The sequence below is a fragment of the Pseudomonas sp. QLc11A genome, from assembly GCF_052112305.1.
In the GTDB taxonomy this organism is placed as follows: domain Bacteria; phylum Pseudomonadota; class Gammaproteobacteria; order Pseudomonadales; family Pseudomonadaceae; genus Aquipseudomonas; species Aquipseudomonas laurylsulfatiphila.
This window is the reverse complement of record NZ_JAVAJJ010000017.1, coordinates 157,644-172,320: the sequence shown is the minus strand read 5'-3', so window position 1 is coordinate 172,320 and position 14,677 is coordinate 157,644. Positions and strand designations below refer to the sequence as shown.

13 protein-coding genes and 1 pseudogene are annotated in these 14,677 nt (G+C 60.0%); 5 read left to right on the top strand and 9 right to left on the bottom strand.

Annotation, left to right across the window (positions count from 1 at the left end; all coding sequences use genetic code 11):
- Both Q8X48_RS23070 and Q8X48_RS23065 read right to left on the bottom strand, forming a co-directional pair.
- A partial coding sequence (locus Q8X48_RS23070; RefSeq protein WP_407802784.1) for a VCBS domain-containing protein occupies window positions 1–1,365 on the bottom strand: 1,365 nt, incomplete at its 3' end.
- Between the two features lie 89 nt (window positions 1,366–1,454).
- Window positions 1,455–1,742 (bottom strand): PilZ domain-containing protein, encoded by a 288-nt coding sequence (locus tag Q8X48_RS23065; protein ID WP_126046110.1) that lies wholly within the window; start codon window positions 1,740–1,742, stop codon window positions 1,455–1,457.
- A gap of 202 nt (window positions 1,743–1,944) precedes the next feature.
- Here Q8X48_RS23065 and Q8X48_RS23060 point away from each other — a divergent pair, with 202 nt between their 5' ends.
- The 3 genes from Q8X48_RS23060 (at window position 1,945) to Q8X48_RS23050 (ending at window position 5,911) form a co-directional block, all read left to right on the top strand.
- A complete protein-coding gene (locus Q8X48_RS23060) occupies window positions 1,945–2,610 on the top strand; it encodes a LuxR C-terminal-related transcriptional regulator (RefSeq protein WP_407802564.1) in 666 nt (221 codons plus the stop codon).
- Window positions 2,611–2,846: 236 nt separating this feature from the next.
- Window positions 2,847–4,655: a monovalent cation:proton antiporter-2 (CPA2) family protein gene (locus tag Q8X48_RS23055; RefSeq protein ID WP_407802563.1), complete on the top strand. Its 1,809-nt coding sequence runs from the start codon at window positions 2,847–2,849 to the stop codon at window positions 4,653–4,655.
- A gap of 158 nt (window positions 4,656–4,813) precedes the next feature.
- Complete coding sequence (locus Q8X48_RS23050; protein ID WP_407802562.1) at window positions 4,814–5,911, top strand: DNA alkylation repair protein; 1,098 nt, start codon at window positions 4,814–4,816, stop codon at window positions 5,909–5,911.
- A 132-nt stretch (window positions 5,912–6,043) separates the two neighbouring features.
- Here Q8X48_RS23050 and Q8X48_RS23045 read toward each other — a convergent pair whose 3' ends face one another.
- Entirely contained in the window at window positions 6,044–6,931 is an 888-nt protein-coding gene (locus Q8X48_RS23045; protein ID WP_407802561.1) for a LysR family transcriptional regulator, read from the bottom strand.
- 132 nt (window positions 6,932–7,063) lie between these two features.
- On the opposite strand from Q8X48_RS23045, the gene Q8X48_RS23040 reads away from it, so the two are divergent.
- The gene (locus tag Q8X48_RS23040) at window positions 7,064–8,710 is read left to right on the top strand and encodes a GMC family oxidoreductase (RefSeq protein WP_407802560.1); all 1,647 of its coding nucleotides are present in this window, start codon (window positions 7,064–7,066) and stop codon (window positions 8,708–8,710) included.
- A gap of 214 nt (window positions 8,711–8,924) precedes the next feature.
- The gene (locus Q8X48_RS23035) at window positions 8,925–10,547 is read left to right on the top strand and encodes an MFS transporter (protein WP_095967607.1); all 1,623 of its coding nucleotides are present in this window, start codon (window positions 8,925–8,927) and stop codon (window positions 10,545–10,547) included.
- 123 nt (window positions 10,548–10,670) lie between these two features.
- Here Q8X48_RS23035 and Q8X48_RS23030 read toward each other — a convergent pair whose 3' ends face one another.
- From Q8X48_RS23030 to Q8X48_RS23005, 6 genes and pseudogenes are all read right to left on the bottom strand, one after another.
- Window positions 10,671–10,982, bottom strand: a complete 312-nt coding sequence (locus tag Q8X48_RS23030) for a TonB-dependent receptor domain-containing protein (protein ID WP_371918133.1) — start codon at window positions 10,980–10,982, stop codon at window positions 10,671–10,673.
- Window positions 10,956–11,366 (bottom strand): annotated as a pseudogene (locus Q8X48_RS23025) (IS110 family transposase); the annotation flags it as partial. The pseudogene Q8X48_RS23025 and the gene Q8X48_RS23030, both read right to left, overlap by 27 nt.
- A 114-nt stretch (window positions 11,367–11,480) precedes the next feature.
- The gene (locus tag Q8X48_RS23020) at window positions 11,481–11,828 is read right to left on the bottom strand and encodes a cupin domain-containing protein (protein WP_407802559.1); all 348 of its coding nucleotides are present in this window, start codon (window positions 11,826–11,828) and stop codon (window positions 11,481–11,483) included.
- Window positions 11,829–11,939: 111 nt separating this feature from the next.
- A complete protein-coding gene (locus Q8X48_RS23015) occupies window positions 11,940–13,226 on the bottom strand; it encodes an NAD(P)/FAD-dependent oxidoreductase (RefSeq protein WP_407802558.1) in 1,287 nt (428 codons plus the stop codon).
- Window positions 13,223–13,966: an amino acid ABC transporter ATP-binding protein gene (locus Q8X48_RS23010; protein ID WP_015095480.1), complete on the bottom strand. Its 744-nt coding sequence runs from the start codon at window positions 13,964–13,966 to the stop codon at window positions 13,223–13,225. The genes Q8X48_RS23015 and Q8X48_RS23010 overlap by 4 nt, the downstream gene beginning before the upstream one ends.
- Window positions 13,963–14,631 carry an amino acid ABC transporter permease gene (locus tag Q8X48_RS23005; RefSeq protein WP_083884576.1) on the bottom strand — a complete coding sequence of 223 codons (669 nt, stop codon included), beginning with the start codon at window positions 14,629–14,631 and terminating at the stop codon, window positions 13,963–13,965. The genes Q8X48_RS23010 and Q8X48_RS23005 overlap by 4 nt, the downstream gene beginning before the upstream one ends.
- Window positions 14,632–14,677: the final 46 nt, after the last annotated feature.

Here is a 14,677-nt window from a genome sequence, read left to right as displayed (position 1 = left end):
GAGGGTGCCGCCGCTCCAGGCGATGTCGTTGTTGGCGGTCTGGCTGACCGTCACGGCGTCGTTGCTGTCCAGATCGGCAAAACTCAGCGCCCCGCTGTCGCTCAGCGTGGCTGCGCCATTGCCTTCGCTCATCGCCCCGGTCTTGTCATCGATGGTCAGCGTCGGCTGGTCGTTGGTGCCGGTCAGGGTGATCGTCACATCCTTGGTCACCGTCGCCCCGAAGTCGTCGGTCAGCGTCACCGTGAACACTTCGGTCTTGGTCTGACCCTCGGCCAGGTACTGCGCCGCGCTGTTGTTCAGCGTATAGCTCCAGCCCACGCTGCCCGCCGCGTCGCCCGTGCTCTCGTCGTTCACAGTGGCCACCAGCGTACCCAGCGCACCGGCCGGCGCGCTCACGCTGGCCACATGGGCGTCGTCGGCCAGGTCCACGTCGCCGAAGGCGAAGCTGCCGCTGGCCACCGTGGTGCCGTCTTCGGTCACCGCACCGCTTTCGATTTCTGCCGCCGTAACCGTTGGCCCGTCGTTGGTGCCGGTGATGGTGATAGTCACATTCTGCGTTACCGTCGAACCATGACCATCGCTGATGGTGACCAGGTAGGTTTCGGTAACTGTCTGTCCCTGGGCCAGGTACTGCGCCGCCCCATTGCTCAGGTTGTACGTCCATTGCACCGAACCATTGGCCGCGTTCGCGGCTTCGCTTACCGGCGAGAGCACGAACGTACCAAGATCAGTAGCGTTGCCCGCCGCCGGTGCGAACGTCGCCATGTGCGTGTCACTCAGGTCGACGTCGTTGAACACAATCGTGCCGCTGGCCGTCAGCGAGTCGGTCGCGCTCGCAGTGGTGTCGGCGTCTTCGGTCACCATGCCGGCCTGCGTCTCGAGGTTGACGGTCACCCCATCATTCATGCCCGAGAACTGCACTGTCGCGGTGGCCCAACTGAGCGTGCCGTTGCCCAGGCGCATCGCATAGGTAAAGCTGTCCGTCAGGACCTCTCCGACAGCAAGCGCCTGGAGTTGTGCCTTGAAAGCAGTGGTGAAAGTAGCGGCGTCGTAGCCGACCTTACCGTCCGGGGTGATCCAGATCTTTGCACCATTCACACTGGTGTCAGAACTCGTCGCCTCAGCCCTCGACGTATCCTGGGTCAGGAGGTCGGCCGGAGCATAAGCCTTGGTGGCAGTAGAAAGACTGTCCGCGTTGTCGAGTGACCAGAGTGTCTTCGCGTTACCGCCGAGGTCATTGGACATGACGTCCCAATACACGACCCCCAGCAGATTTTCAGTGGTGGTAAAGACGTCATCCTTCGCCTGCGGCGTGTTGGAAAACGAGGTAACGGTTCCGCCGCTGGTAGTGGTGGTGCTAGCCATGTCTTTCTCCCAAGAATGTCACTCAGAGCAAAAAACCGCTGTAGGCCGCCAACAGCCGCAAGCCGATTCTTGCTCACTCCACGAACACTTCACTCCACCGCTACCAGCCGGCTGGCCAGTAGCTTCACACCCACCCCGGCCCTGCCGCCCAGCGGCTCAATGCGCACGATTTGTCCTTGCGCCCTGAACTTCATGGGGCCGCCGGGAGCGTCGAGCTCGATCTCGAAGTCAATCAAGCTACCCACCTGCTGCTCGCTATCGGTTTCGAAATACAAACCGGAGGCGCTGATGTCACGGGTGACACCGTTGCCCCCGCCGATCAGTTGCAGCGACAGGGTGACTTGTTCTCGGGGCTCAATGCGGAGTGTGTCTTTCATGTCGGCAGTCTAAAAACGACCGCTGTTAATTACATGAGCGCGCTATCCCTTTTTTTCTGGGAGTCAATCACCCATCAAAACAGTGTTTTACGGGACAAATGTCATGGGAGGGGGGAGTCAAGCGCTATGGAAAAAGCTACGGACTGCAACGATTGCTATCATGATCAGCTAACACAACCCGCCTAAAGGGGCAGCGACACGCATGCCAATTCAAGTTCTGTTAGTAGCTCTACCGCTCGTGGCCTGGGGCCTTGAGCGTCTGGTGGAAAGCGCTCGACCAAGATTGGCGCTGGCGGGTTCGGTGTCGTCGGTGGCGCAATACCTGCTTTCTCCGCACCAATACGCACCGGATGTGGTGGTGCTGGACCTGGACAGCGAGGACTGTATCGAGTCGCTGGCCGACTTGCACAACCAGACCAAAGCCAGGATTCTGGTCGTGACCGGGTCGAGCGACGTGGCGCTGCATGACCGTGCTGTGCTGGCGGGCGCACGTGGCGTGGTGGATAAGCGGGAGTCGGCCTCCGCATCAACATTGCTCAAAGCCATAGAAAAAGTGCATGACGGCGAACTGTGGATTGACCGCAATGCCACCAGCCGTATCTTTCTTGAACTGGCGCGCAAGAAAGCCGAGCGCGAAATAGACCCGGAGCAACAAAAAATCGCCAAGCTAACGCGCCGCGAGCAGCAAACCATTGCATCGCTGGCCCGAGACCCCTCAGCGCCAGGCAAGTTGGTGGCCGAGAAACTGCACATCAGCGAGCACACGCTGCGCAACCATTTGACATCGATCTACAGCAAGCTGGGCCTGACAAACCGCGTAGATCTGTACGCTTATGCACACAAGCATGGGCTGTCCACTGGCGACTGAGGACTGCGGCAACACGCCGGGCGTGTTGCCGCAGCCTGACCTTGCCACGAAACTCCAGCACAGGTCATTCGCCGATTCTTTCCAGATTTATGAGAACCCGATCACCCCCCAGCTCCTGCGAGGCCGGCAAGATTCGCCATCAATCTCCATGACAGACCACTCCCGCAGTGGATCTTCACAGAACCCAACCTTTATCCTTGACGCCCCCCGCTGCCCCGAGTCCTGGAATTTCGCCCATGCCCCATGAAAGCAACCTGCTACAAGCCGCTGTCGTGTTCCTGATGGCGGCCGTGCTCATCGTTCCGTTAGCCAAGCGTCTGCAACTGGGGGCGGTCCTGGGCTACCTGTTCGCCGGGGTGATCATCGGCCCGTCGGTGCTGGGGTTGATCGACAACCCGCAAAGCGTCGCGAACATTTCCGAACTGGGCGTGGTTTTGCTGCTGTTCATCATCGGCCTGGAGCTGTCGCCGCGACGCTTGTGGGTGATGCGCAAATCAGTGTTCGGCGTAGGTCTGGCGCAAGTGTTGCTGACCGGCACGGTGATTGGCGTGGTGGCTTTGTGGTTGTTTGGCCAGCCGTTGAACACCGCGATCGTCCTCGGCCTGGGCCTGGCGCTGTCGTCCACGGCGTTCGGCCTGCAAAGCCTGGCTGAACGCAAGGAGCTGACCAGCCCCCACGGGCGATTGGCGTTCGCAATCCTGTTGTTTCAGGACATCGCCGCAATCCCCTTGATTGCCATGGTGCCGTTGCTGGCCGGTGGCGATCACAGCACCAGCGCCAGCGAAAACCTGAACCACGGCCTGCAAGTGCTGGCCAGCATCGCCGTGGTGGTGATCGGCGGGCGTTACCTGCTGCGACCGGTGTTCCGCGTGGTGGCCAAGACCGCGTTGCCGGAGGTTTCCACCGCCACCGCGCTGCTGGTGGTGATCGGCACTGCCTGGTTGATGGAGCTGGTCGGTATTTCCATGGCCCTTGGCGCATTCCTCGCCGGCCTGCTGCTGGCGGACTCCGAGTACCGCCATGAACTGGAAGCCCAGATCGAACCGTTCAAGGGCCTGCTGCTGGGGCTGTTTTTCATCAGCGTCGGCATGGGCGCGAACCTGAGCCTGTTGCTGAGCATGCCGGTCGCGGTGCTGGGCCTGACCCTGCTGCTGATCGCGATCAAACTGCCGCTGCTGTTTATTGTCGGTCGCCTGGCCGGAGGTTTGAAGAACGTCAGTGCCATCCGCCTGGGTATCGTGTTGGCGGCCGGAGGTGAATTTGCCTTTGTGGTGTTCAAGATCGGTCGCGACCATGGGCTGTTCGCCGCCGGGCTGTATGACTTGCTGGTGTTGACCATCACCCTGTCCATGGCCGTGACGCCGCTGTTGCTGCTGGTTTGCGCACGCCTGGTCAGCCCGAAAGTGCAACCGGTGGAAGTACCGGAGAAGTTCCGTGAAATCGACACCGACGCACCACGGGTGGTGATCGCCGGGATGGGCCGCATGGGCCAGATTGTTGCGCGGATTCTGCGCGCGCAGAACATCAAGTTCGTGGCCCTGGACACCTCGGTGGAAACCATCGAACTGTCCCGCAGCTTCGGTGGCGTGCCGGTGTTCTACGGCGACCCGATGCGCCCGGAAATCCTCAGCGCGGCCAAGGTCGGCGAAGCCGAATTTTTTGTGATCGCCACAGACGACCCGGACACCAACATCAAGACCGCCGAGCTGGTGCGCAAGCTCTATCCGCATATGAAAATCATCGCCCGCGCCCGTAACCGTCAGCATGTGCACCGGCTGATGGACGTCGATGCTCACGCTGTGCGCGAGACCTTTTTTTCGAGCCTGGAAATGAGCCGGCAGACCCTGATCGGCCTGGGATTGACCCAGGCCCAGGCCGATGCGCGGATCAAACGTTTCAAGCAGCACGACGAAGAGGTGCTGGAAGCCCAGCACGCGGTGTATGACGACGCGGTGAAAGTGCTGCAGACGGCGCAGGAAGCGCGGGCGGAACTGGCCAGGTTGTTCGAGTCGGATCAACTGCAGGAGCAGGCAGGCAAGAAATGAGGTGACTATTCGGCCCTCATCGCGGGCAAGCCCGCTCCCACAGTTATTTCGGGTGTCCTTGATTTTGCGTACATCCATTAATCCTGTGGGAGCGGGCTTGCCCGCGATGAACGATGACACGGTGTATTGGATAAACAATCATTTCAAAGGAATCCACCATGGCTGACGAATCCTCCCCCGCCCTCAAGGAAATCTTCAACACCGAGCGCCTCAAGCACATCGCCACAGAGATGACGGCGGTGTACCCCGATTTTGACGGCGAGAAATTCCTGAAGCTGGCCCAATCCGGCCTGGCAGACCTCAGCGTCATGCAGCGCATGGCCCGGGTCAGCGAATGCCTGCACGCGGTGTTGCCGCTGGACTATGAAGCATCGCTGCAGGTGCTGCGCGCCCTCGCCCCGCGCCTGAACAGCGGTTTCGTCAGCATGTGCCTGCCGCACTACGTCGCCCGCTACGGCGCCCATGCGTTCGAGCAGTCGATGGACGCGCTGAAGTACTTCACCGCTTTCGGCTCTTCGGAATTCGCGATCCGCTATTTTTTGCGCAGCGACCTCGAACGTTCGCTCGAGCTGATGCACGACTGGTCACTGGATGACAACGAGCACGTACGACGCCTGGCCAGTGAAGGCTGCCGGCCACGCCTGCCCTGGTCATTCCGCCTGGAACCCGTCCAGGCCGACCCGACACTCGCCGCGAAGATCCTCGACAACCTCAAGGCCGACACCAGCCTGTACGTGCGCAAATCCGTGGCCAACCACCTCAACGACATCACCAAGGACCACCCCGACTGGGTGCTGGACCTGATCGAAGGCTGGTCGCTGGACAACCGGCACACGGCATGGATCGCCAGGCACGCCCTGCGCAGCCTGATCAAACAGGGCAACCAGCGGGCACTGGCGATCATCGGCGCGGGCGGCAAGCCTGAAGTCGAGATCGTCGATGTGAAAGTCGAACCGCCGGTGATTGGCCTGGGAGAAAAGATCACCCTGTCGTTTGCCATCAGATCCACCGTTGAAAGCAGCCAGCGCCTGGTGATCGACTACGCCATCGATTACGTCAAGGCCAACGGCAGCACCTCGGCGAAGGTGTTCAAGCTCAAGGCGCTGACACTGCCCGGCAACGCCAGCGAAGCCGTCAGCCGTGGGCAACACATCAAGGAACTCACCACCCGCCGGCATTATGCGGGGCACCATGCGGTGCATGTCATGGTCAACGGCGAAAGGCTGGCCAGCACGGCGTTCGAGATTGTTGCTTAAACCTCAAGATGGATATTGGATGTTCCGCCGCCTTCGCGGGCAAGCCCGCTCCCACAGGTATCTCGGGTGTACACAACACTTGCGTACGACATGAACCACTGTGGGAGCGGGCTTGCCCGCGATGGCGTCAGGTCAGCCACCCAGTAGCAACCCCTGCTCCCGCTCACACAGCTCCACCACATAATCCCACAACACCCGCAACCGCACCGACTTGTGCAACTCCCGACGAGTGCTGATCCAGTAGCTGCGCTGGATGCTTTCATCCGGCAACAGCGGCACCAGCCCCGGATCGGCACTGGCCATGTAACACGGCAGCACCGCGATCCCCAGGCCCGAGCGCGCAGCCTGTTGCTGGGCGATCACGCTGGTGCTGTGAAACACCACCTGCGGGTTGCGGCAGAAGCTGTTGAGGAACATCAATTCCTGGCTGAACAGCAAATCATCGACGTAGCCGATCCACGCGTGACGCCCCAAGTCCTCGCGACTGCGCAACGGCGGCGAACGATCGAGGTAGTCCTGGCTGGCATACAACGCCAGGCGATAGTCGGTGAGTTTGCGGGTGACCAGCATGTCGGCGGCCGGGCGTTCGAGGTGGATGCTGATCTCCGCCTCCCGGTTGAGGATGCTGACAAACCGCGGCACCGCCACCAGCTCCACTTCCAGCCCCGGATAGCGCTCGAACAAGCCGTTCATGCGACTGGCGAGGAACATGATGCCCAGGCCTTCGGTCACCCCGACGCGGATCTTGCCCAGCGGCGCGGTGGATTGGGTGATTTCCTCCTGGGCCAGCAGCGCCACGTTCTCCATCGCCTCGGCGTGTTTAAGCAACGCCTCGCCCGCCGGGGTCATCTCATAACCCTGGGCATGCTGGACGAACAATGCCGTACCCAGGCTCTTTTCGATGGCCTCGATGTGCCGCGCCACGGTGGCATGGGTGGTGTTCAAGCGCCGGGCAGCCGTGAGCAAACGCCCGCTGCGCTGCAATTCGAGAAAAAACCGCAGGTCATTCCAGTCGAACATGAAGCGTCCTTGTTCGTTGCCGTTCGGGATGCTGTTTAAAAACGCACAGCGGCTGCGCAAAAACTAACATTCTTTTGACGAAAGCTAACAACTAGGATGACAGACAACAAGAACAACAAAATGAGGTCAGGGATGCAGGCTTCCCTTGATGAATACGATTACATCGTGGTCGGGGCCGGCCCAGCCGGGTGTCTGCTGGCCAATCGACTGTCGGCCAACCCTCAACATCGCGTGTTGTTGCTCGAAGCCGGCGGCCGCGACAACTATGCGTGGATTCACATCCCCGTGGGTTACCTGTACTGCATCGGCAACCCGCGCACCGACTGGTGCTTCAAGACCGAAGCACAACCCGGCCTGCAAGGTCGCGCCCTGAGCTATCCGCGCGGCAAGGTACTGGGCGGCTGCTCATCCATCAACGGCATGATCTACATGCGCGGCCAGGCCGGTGACTACGACCGCTGGGCCGCCGACGGCAACCCCGGCTGGAGCTGGCAAGACGTGTTGCCGCTGTTCAAGCAGAGTGAAAACCACTTCGCCGGCGCCGCCGAATTTCACGGCGACGCGGGTGAATGGCGAGTCGAACGCCAGCGCCTGTCGTGGCCGATTCTCGACGCCTTCCGCAGTGCCGCCGAACAAAACGGCATCGCCAGCATCGATGACTTCAACCAGGGCGACAACGAAGGTTGCGGCTATTTTCAGGTCAATCAGAAGGCCGGCATCCGCTGGAACGCGGCCAAGGCGTTTCTCAAACCGATTCGCCAACGCTCCAATCTCACGGTGCTGACCGGTGTCGAAGTCGACCGCGTGCGGCTGGACAATGGCCGCGCCTCTGCAGTCAGCGCCCGCTGGCAAGGCGAGGTGAAGACCTTCAAGGCACGCAAGGAGATCGTCCTCTGTGCCGGCTCGGTCGGGTCGCCTGGCATCCTGCAACGCTCCGGCATCGGCCCGCGTCCACTGCTGGAACGGCTGGGCATTGGCGTCGCCCATGAACTGCCCGGTGTCGGCGGCAATCTGCAGGATCACCTGCAACTGCGGCTGATCTACCAGCTGGAAAATGCCCGCACCCTGAACCAGATGGCCGGCAGCCTGTGGGGCAAGCTGGGCATGGGCCTGCGCTACCTGTATGACCGCAGCGGCCCGCTCTCCATGGCGCCGAGCCAGTTGGGCGCCTTTGCCCGCTCGGGGCCGGAACAGACTTCAGCCAACCTCGAATACCACGTGCAGCCGCTGTCGCTGGAGCGCTTTGGCGAACCGCTGCATGCGTTCCCGGCGTTCACCGCATCGGTCTGCGATCTACGCCCGCAAAGCCGTGGCCGGGTCGATATCCGCTCGGCTGATCCGCAACAAGCACCACTGATCCAGCCCAATTACCTGAGCCACCCGGAAGACCTGCGGATCGCCGCCGACGCCATTCGCCTGACCCGGCGCATCGTCGCCGCGCCGGCCCTGCGCGCCTTCAATCCGGTGGAATACCTGCCCGGCGCCAGCCTGCAAAGCGAAGAACAACTGCACGAAGCCGCCGCGCGCATCGGCACCACGATCTTCCACCCCGTGGGCACCTGCCGAATGGGCAATGACGCCGAGGCCGTGGTCGATGCGCAACTCAAGGTCCATGGCATCCCCGGCTTGCGTATAGCCGATGCCTCGATCATGCCGCGCATCACCTCGGGCAACACCTGCTCGCCGACGCTGATGATTGCCGAGAAGGCTGCACAGATGATCCTCAACCCCGCCACAAGGAGCACCACACCGACAATGGAACTGATCGCACACCTCTGAATCCTGCGCGCCCCCTGTAGGAGCGAGCTTGCTCGCGATGGTCGTCAACGATAACGCTGTAAACCTGACACCCACGTGCGCTCTCAGGTTCATCGCGAGCAAGCTCGCTCCTACAAGTAACGAGTACGCCCGATACATCGCAACAGCGGCACCAGCCCTCAAGACTGGCGCCGACAGTGGAACAACAAAAACAATCACTGTGAGGGATACCGGTATGTCAGAAAATGTTCAAACCCTGGAAGCCGTGCGCAGCGCGGGCACCAGCCAGGAAACCCAGAAAGTCATCTTCGCCTCGTCCCTCGGGACCGTCTTCGAGTGGTACGACTTTTTCCTCTATGGCGCCCTTGCGGCAGTCATCAGCAAACAGTTTTTCGCCGGGGTCAATGACACCACGGCGTTCATCTTTGCGCTGATGGCCTTCGCCGCCGGCTTCATCGTCCGGCCGTTCGGCGCGCTGGTGTTCGGTCGGTTGGGGGACATGATCGGGCGCAAATACACCTTCCTCGCCACCATCGTCCTCATGGGCCTGGCGACGTTCTGTGTCGGGCTGCTGCCGACCTACGCCAGCATCGGCATCGCCGCGCCGATCATCCTGGTGGTGCTGCGCATGCTCCAGGGCCTGGCCCTGGGCGGTGAATACGGTGGCGCCGCGACCTATGTCGCCGAGCACGCGCCCATGGGCAAACGCGGCTTCCACACCAGCTGGATTCAATCCACCGCGACCCTGGGCCTGCTGCTCTCGCTGCTGGTGGTGCTGGGCTGCCGCTACTTCACCGGTGACCAGTTCGAAGTCTGGGGCTGGCGCATTCCGTTCCTGTTTTCCATCGTGCTGCTGGGTATCTCGACCTGGATTCGCCTGAGCCTGCACGAGTCGCCAGCCTTCGTGAAAATGAAAGAGGAAGGCAAGCTGTGCAAACAGCCGATTCGCGATTCCTTCGGCAAATGGGAAAACCTCAAGGTGGTGTTGATCGCGCTGTTCAGCATCAATGCCGGGCAAGCGGTGACCTTCTACGCCGCGCAATTCTATGTGCTGTTCTTCCTCACCCAGTTCCTGAAAATGGACCCGGCCGTGGCCAACGGCTTGCTGATTGTCAGCGTGACCATTGGCGCCCCCTTCTTCATCTTCTTTGGCTGGTTGTCGGACAAGGTCGGGCGCAAGCCGGTGCTGATGATCGGCCTGCTGCTGGCCACCGCGCTGTACTTCCCGATCTTCAAGACCCTGGCCCACTACGCCAACCCGGCCATCGACCAGGCCAGCCGCCAGGCACCGATCACCGTGATGGCCGACCCGGCCACCTGCACTTTCCAGTTCGACCCGGTGGGCAAGGCGAAATTCGACAGCCCCTGCGACAAGGTCAAAACCTTCCTGGTCAAGCAGGGCCTGCCGTACCAGAGCGCAGCGGCCCCGGCCGGCAGTGACGTGCAGGTAAGCGTCGGTGACGTGAAGATCGATGGATTCGACGAAGCCGCCTTGCGCGGTGCCGTGACTCTCGCCGGTTACCCACAACAGGCGGACATGCAGCAGATCAACAAACCGATGATCGTGGCACTGATTGTCGCGCTGATCATCATCTCGGCCATGTGCTACGGCCCGTTGGCGGCGTTGATGGTCGAACTGTTCCCGACCCGCATCCGCTACACCTCGATGTCCCTGCCCTACCACATCGGCAACGGCTGGTTCGGCGGCTTCCTGCCGACGGTGTCGTTCGCGCTGGTGGTGTACACCGGGGACATCTTCTACGGGCTGTGGTATCCGGTGGTGATCACCGGGGTGAGCCTGGTGGTGGGGATGATTTGCCTGCGTGAGACGCGTAACGTGGATCTCGACAAAAACTAAGATCCCCCCACCTTTGCAGGAGCGAGCTTGCTCGCGATGGACGTTAACGATAACGCGTGTTTTCTGGATAAACGCGTCGCTCTCAGGTCCATCGCGAGCAAGCTCGCTCCTACAAAGACCGGCTCAGAAACTGGCCTTGACCGACACCATGAAGTTGCGTGGATCACCGTAGTAATTGCCAAACGACTCGGTTCCGATAGTGGTGTAGTAACGCTTGTCGAACAGGTTGTTGCCGTTGAGCGCAGCGCCGTTCAGGCTGGCGTCGATGTCATCCAGGGTCTTGGTCTGGGTGTAGGTGTAGCCCGTCGGCAGTTGCAGGCGCTCAATGACTTCACCGCTGATTTCCGCTTCGAAGCCCCGGGCTCGCACCTTGCCGGCATTGACATAGCAATAGCCATCGGAGGACGGATTGGCTTGAGCTGTGCGCGCCTTCACGAATCCCTGACGCGCACGGTGCAGGGCCAACACAGACTGCTGTTCAACATTCTTGATTGGCACAAACCGCATGGTTGGCCGAGTCACAGCCTCGCAGATGGCCTCGGCATCTGCTGCGTCATTTTTGTTGCTCTTGACATAGGGTTTGACGAATTGGGGAGCCATGAGTCGCACGGTATGGCCCAGTTCCTCAAGCTTGCGGGCCCAATAGTGAGCGCTACTACAAGCTTCCATGCCGATCAGGCAGGGCGGTAAATTAGCAAAAAATACCACTACCTGATCGCGCTTCAGTTGCTTGCGCAATATCGGCTTGCCTCGCTCGTTCATGCCATGGATCTGGAACACGTTTTTGGCTAAGTCGATACCAACGGTTTTGATTTCCATGGCTGACTACCCCTTTGCACAAGTGGATGGCGACACCACTCACTCTGGCACAGCGATACGATTATGGGCGGGGGCGTCCATCCCATTGCTTACGTCTCTATGTAGGATTGGCGATCATTTGAGTATTAGATAAGTCTTGCGCACAGCTTCGCGAATATCCCAGGTACCGTGGGAGTTGGCCTCGAAGAAGAGTGCATCGCCCGGCTTGAATTGGATGGTTTCTCCATTATCCGGCGTGAACGAGCCCTCACCACTGACAATGTAGCTGTACTCGGCGCCTGCCACTTGACGGCGGAATTGCCCCGGGCTGCACTCCCAGAAACCTGTAACTGCGTTGTAGCCTTCCAGAGGCATGTGTTCGGCTGTACGGGTCATCGCGACGGGCTCTCCAATAGGCTGCCCGACCGGAGTTTGGGGGGAAAATGTGCTTTGGTCATGCAAACGGATGCGGACGACTGACATGCTGGTCTCCTTGATGTTTTACGTCGAGCAGGGTGCAGGGGGATTTTGATCGACATCGGTTAGCGCCCCTCCCCCTCCATGTGTTGAGGAAGCTGGGGCGCCAGCAGGTCGTCAGGTCAAAGCGTCGAGCATTCGGTACCAAGCGATACCCAGGCCGACATAAACGCGCTGCAGGCCATGAAACGGAATCGGCTTGATACCGGTGATCGGGAAAGGGAATTCCTGCCCGTTACCGAGAAGGTTCATGGCTAAATGGCGGCCCAGGCTTGTTGAAAGTGCAATACCGCGTCCGTTGTAGCCTAGCAACATGCTCAAGCCCGGCTTGGGCTGATGGACATGAGGCAGGAAATCCTTTGTCAGTGCTACGCGACCGCTCCAGCGATATTCCAAAGGCACACCTTCCAGTTGCGGGAAGACGCCTGCCAATGCTCGCTCCAGATGAGCCCAGTCACTGTTCGAAGTCGGCTCTGAAAATGGCCCACGCCCACCGAACAAAACTCGACCTTGAGCATCTTGCTTAAAATACATCAGCAGCCGACGGGCGTCGGAGCATACTTCGCCACCAGGCAATACCGTTTCCCTAAGGTTTTTGGGCAAAGGCCGGGTCGCGATAATGAAGCTGTTGGCGGCAAGAACCGTCTGCCGCAAACCTGGCCAGAGGTTGTCGGTGTACCCATTAGTCGCCAGCACCACCTGCTGAGCCCGGACCTTGCAACCTTGGCCCGTCGTCAAATTCCAGTGGCCGTCCCTGGACTCCAGCTTAACGACCGGGCTGCGACCATAAATTTCAGCACCATGGTTGAGAGCGACGCGAGCCAGTCCACGGGCATAGTTCAACGGGTGCACGCTACCGGCGCGTGGATCGACCCAGGCACCCAAGTAATCATCGCTACCAATTCGCTTGGTCACGCTGGCTTTATCAAGCATCTCCACGGACACACCGCGTCGTTGCCATTGCTCGGCCCGGCTCTCGATATTGCGCATTGCCGTAGCGGATACCGCGGGTTGTATCCAACCTTTACGGGTGGCATCGCACTCAATACCGTAGCGATCGATCAGTTCGAACACCTCGTCAGCCGCGTTGCCTACCACATCGATCAGGGCCTCGGCGCGCTCACTACCAAACATCTTTAGCAAATCATCCGGATCGTGCTTAAGCCCCGGAATTACCTGGCCTCCATTGCGTCCCGACGCTCCCCAGCCTGGCTCGGCTGCGTCCAGAACGCACACCTTCGCGCCACCTGCTGCCAGGTGCAGGGCCGTTACCAGGCCGGTATAACCAGCCCCGACGATAGCAACGTCTACCTGCTTGTCTTCACACAGCTGCGGTGTCGCCGGTCCGGCAGCGGCCGTAGATGCCCAGAGAGAAGGAGGTAATGCCAACTGCTGTCCAGTCATGCCGACACCTCATCGGTGTTGAGCAGACGGCGCAAAAAATCTTGAGTACGCGCATGCTTGGGTGCACCCAGAACTTCATGGGCAGGACCTTCTTCCACGATACGACCGCCATAAAGGAAGCAGACCTTATCAGCGACCTCGCGAGCAAATCCCATCTCATGAGTCACCACCACCATGGTCATGCCTTCGTCGGCCAGTTTGCGCATTACCGCCAGGACTTCGCCCACCAGTTCAGGGTCGAGCGCAGAGGTCGGTTCGTCGAAAAGGATGGCCTTTGGGCGCATGGCCAATGCGCGCGCGATCGCTACCCGCTGCTGCTGACCGCCCGAAAGCTCGTCCGGGAACGCATTGATACGATGCGAAAGGCCAACCTTCTCCAATAACTGGCGAGCGTGCTCGCGAGCCTCTTGAGGGTTTTCCTTTTTCACATAGATCGGGCCCTCCATCACGTTCTCCAGGGCGGTGCGATGAGGGAACAGATTGAAACGCTGGAAAACCATGGCAACCTGAGTGCGGATCTCGTGGATGCTTTTCGCGTGACGATCAACACGTTCGGAGGACACCAGGATGTCCCCGCCCTCGTATGTCTCCAGGCCATTGATGCACCGAAGAAGCGTGGATTTACCAGAGCCTGACGGCCCGATCAGGCAAACCACCTCACCGCTATTAACTTGTAAGTCGATTCCTTCGAGCACGCAGGTATTGCCGTAACTCTTGCGCAGCGCTTTGATCTCGATCATGACGTTTTCCTCATTCCAAGCCGCTTCTCAAGGCGGCGTAACGCGAAGGACAGCGGCAGGCTCAAAGAGAGGTAGAGCAGCGCTACCAGGGTATAGATCGTCATGTTTTCGAATGTGGATGAAGCGATCAGTTGACCTGCACGGGTCATCTCCACAACGGTAATGGTGGACACCAGCGACGAGTCCTTGAGCATCATGACCAAGGTGTTGCCGTAGGGTGGCAAAGCGATACGGAAAGCCTGCGGAAGTACAACGCGGCGCATCACCATGAAGCCGCGCATGCCTAGCGATTCCGCGGCTTCGATTTGCCCTTGCTGAATGGCCTGTATGCCGGCCCTGAAGTTCTCAGCCTGATAAGCCGAGTAGGCGATACCGAGACCGATGATGCCGGCTTGCATTGCGGTCAGTTGAATGCCGAATTCAGGTAGTACGAAATAGATGTAGAACAGCTGAACGATGATTGGAAGACCGCGGATCAAGTTGACCACGGTGATCGCGAACAACGAAATGGTGCGGACCTTTGACACCATCATCAAGGCCAAAACCAGGCCGATGACCGAACTGAGCAGGAAGGATGCAACCGTAACCTGCAAAGTGACCACCGCCCCGCTCAAAAGAATGGGAAGGAAGTCCAGAGCATTCTGGAGAAACATAGGATTATCCATGAGGCGAGTTCAACCAAGGCCTGGTGGGGGCACCAAGCCAACAAAG

Coding starts and splice junctions, on each gene's coding strand:
- Q8X48_RS23010 (WP_015095480.1), bottom strand. CDS start 13,966: ATGATCGAGATCAAAGCGCTGCGCAAGAGTTACGGCAATACCTGCGTG.
- Q8X48_RS23050 (WP_407802562.1), top strand. CDS start 4,814: ATGGCTGACGAATCCTCCCCCGCCCTCAAGGAAATCTTCAACACCGAG.
- Q8X48_RS23065 (WP_126046110.1), bottom strand. CDS start 1,742: ATGAAAGACACACTCCGCATTGAGCCCCGAGAACAAGTCACCCTGTCG.
- Q8X48_RS23045 (WP_407802561.1), bottom strand. CDS start 6,931: ATGTTCGACTGGAATGACCTGCGGTTTTTTCTCGAATTGCAGCGCAGC.
- Q8X48_RS23005 (WP_083884576.1), bottom strand. CDS start 14,631: ATGGATAATCCTATGTTTCTCCAGAATGCTCTGGACTTCCTTCCCATT.
- Q8X48_RS23060 (WP_407802564.1), top strand. CDS start 1,945: ATGCCAATTCAAGTTCTGTTAGTAGCTCTACCGCTCGTGGCCTGGGGC.
- Q8X48_RS23035 (WP_095967607.1), top strand. CDS start 8,925: ATGTCAGAAAATGTTCAAACCCTGGAAGCCGTGCGCAGCGCGGGCACC.
- Q8X48_RS23015 (WP_407802558.1), bottom strand. CDS start 13,226: ATGACTGGACAGCAGTTGGCATTACCTCCTTCTCTCTGGGCATCTACG.
- Q8X48_RS23040 (WP_407802560.1), top strand. CDS start 7,064: ATGCAGGCTTCCCTTGATGAATACGATTACATCGTGGTCGGGGCCGGC.
- Q8X48_RS23055 (WP_407802563.1), top strand. CDS start 2,847: ATGCCCCATGAAAGCAACCTGCTACAAGCCGCTGTCGTGTTCCTGATG.
- Q8X48_RS23020 (WP_407802559.1), bottom strand. CDS start 11,828: ATGTCAGTCGTCCGCATCCGTTTGCATGACCAAAGCACATTTTCCCCC.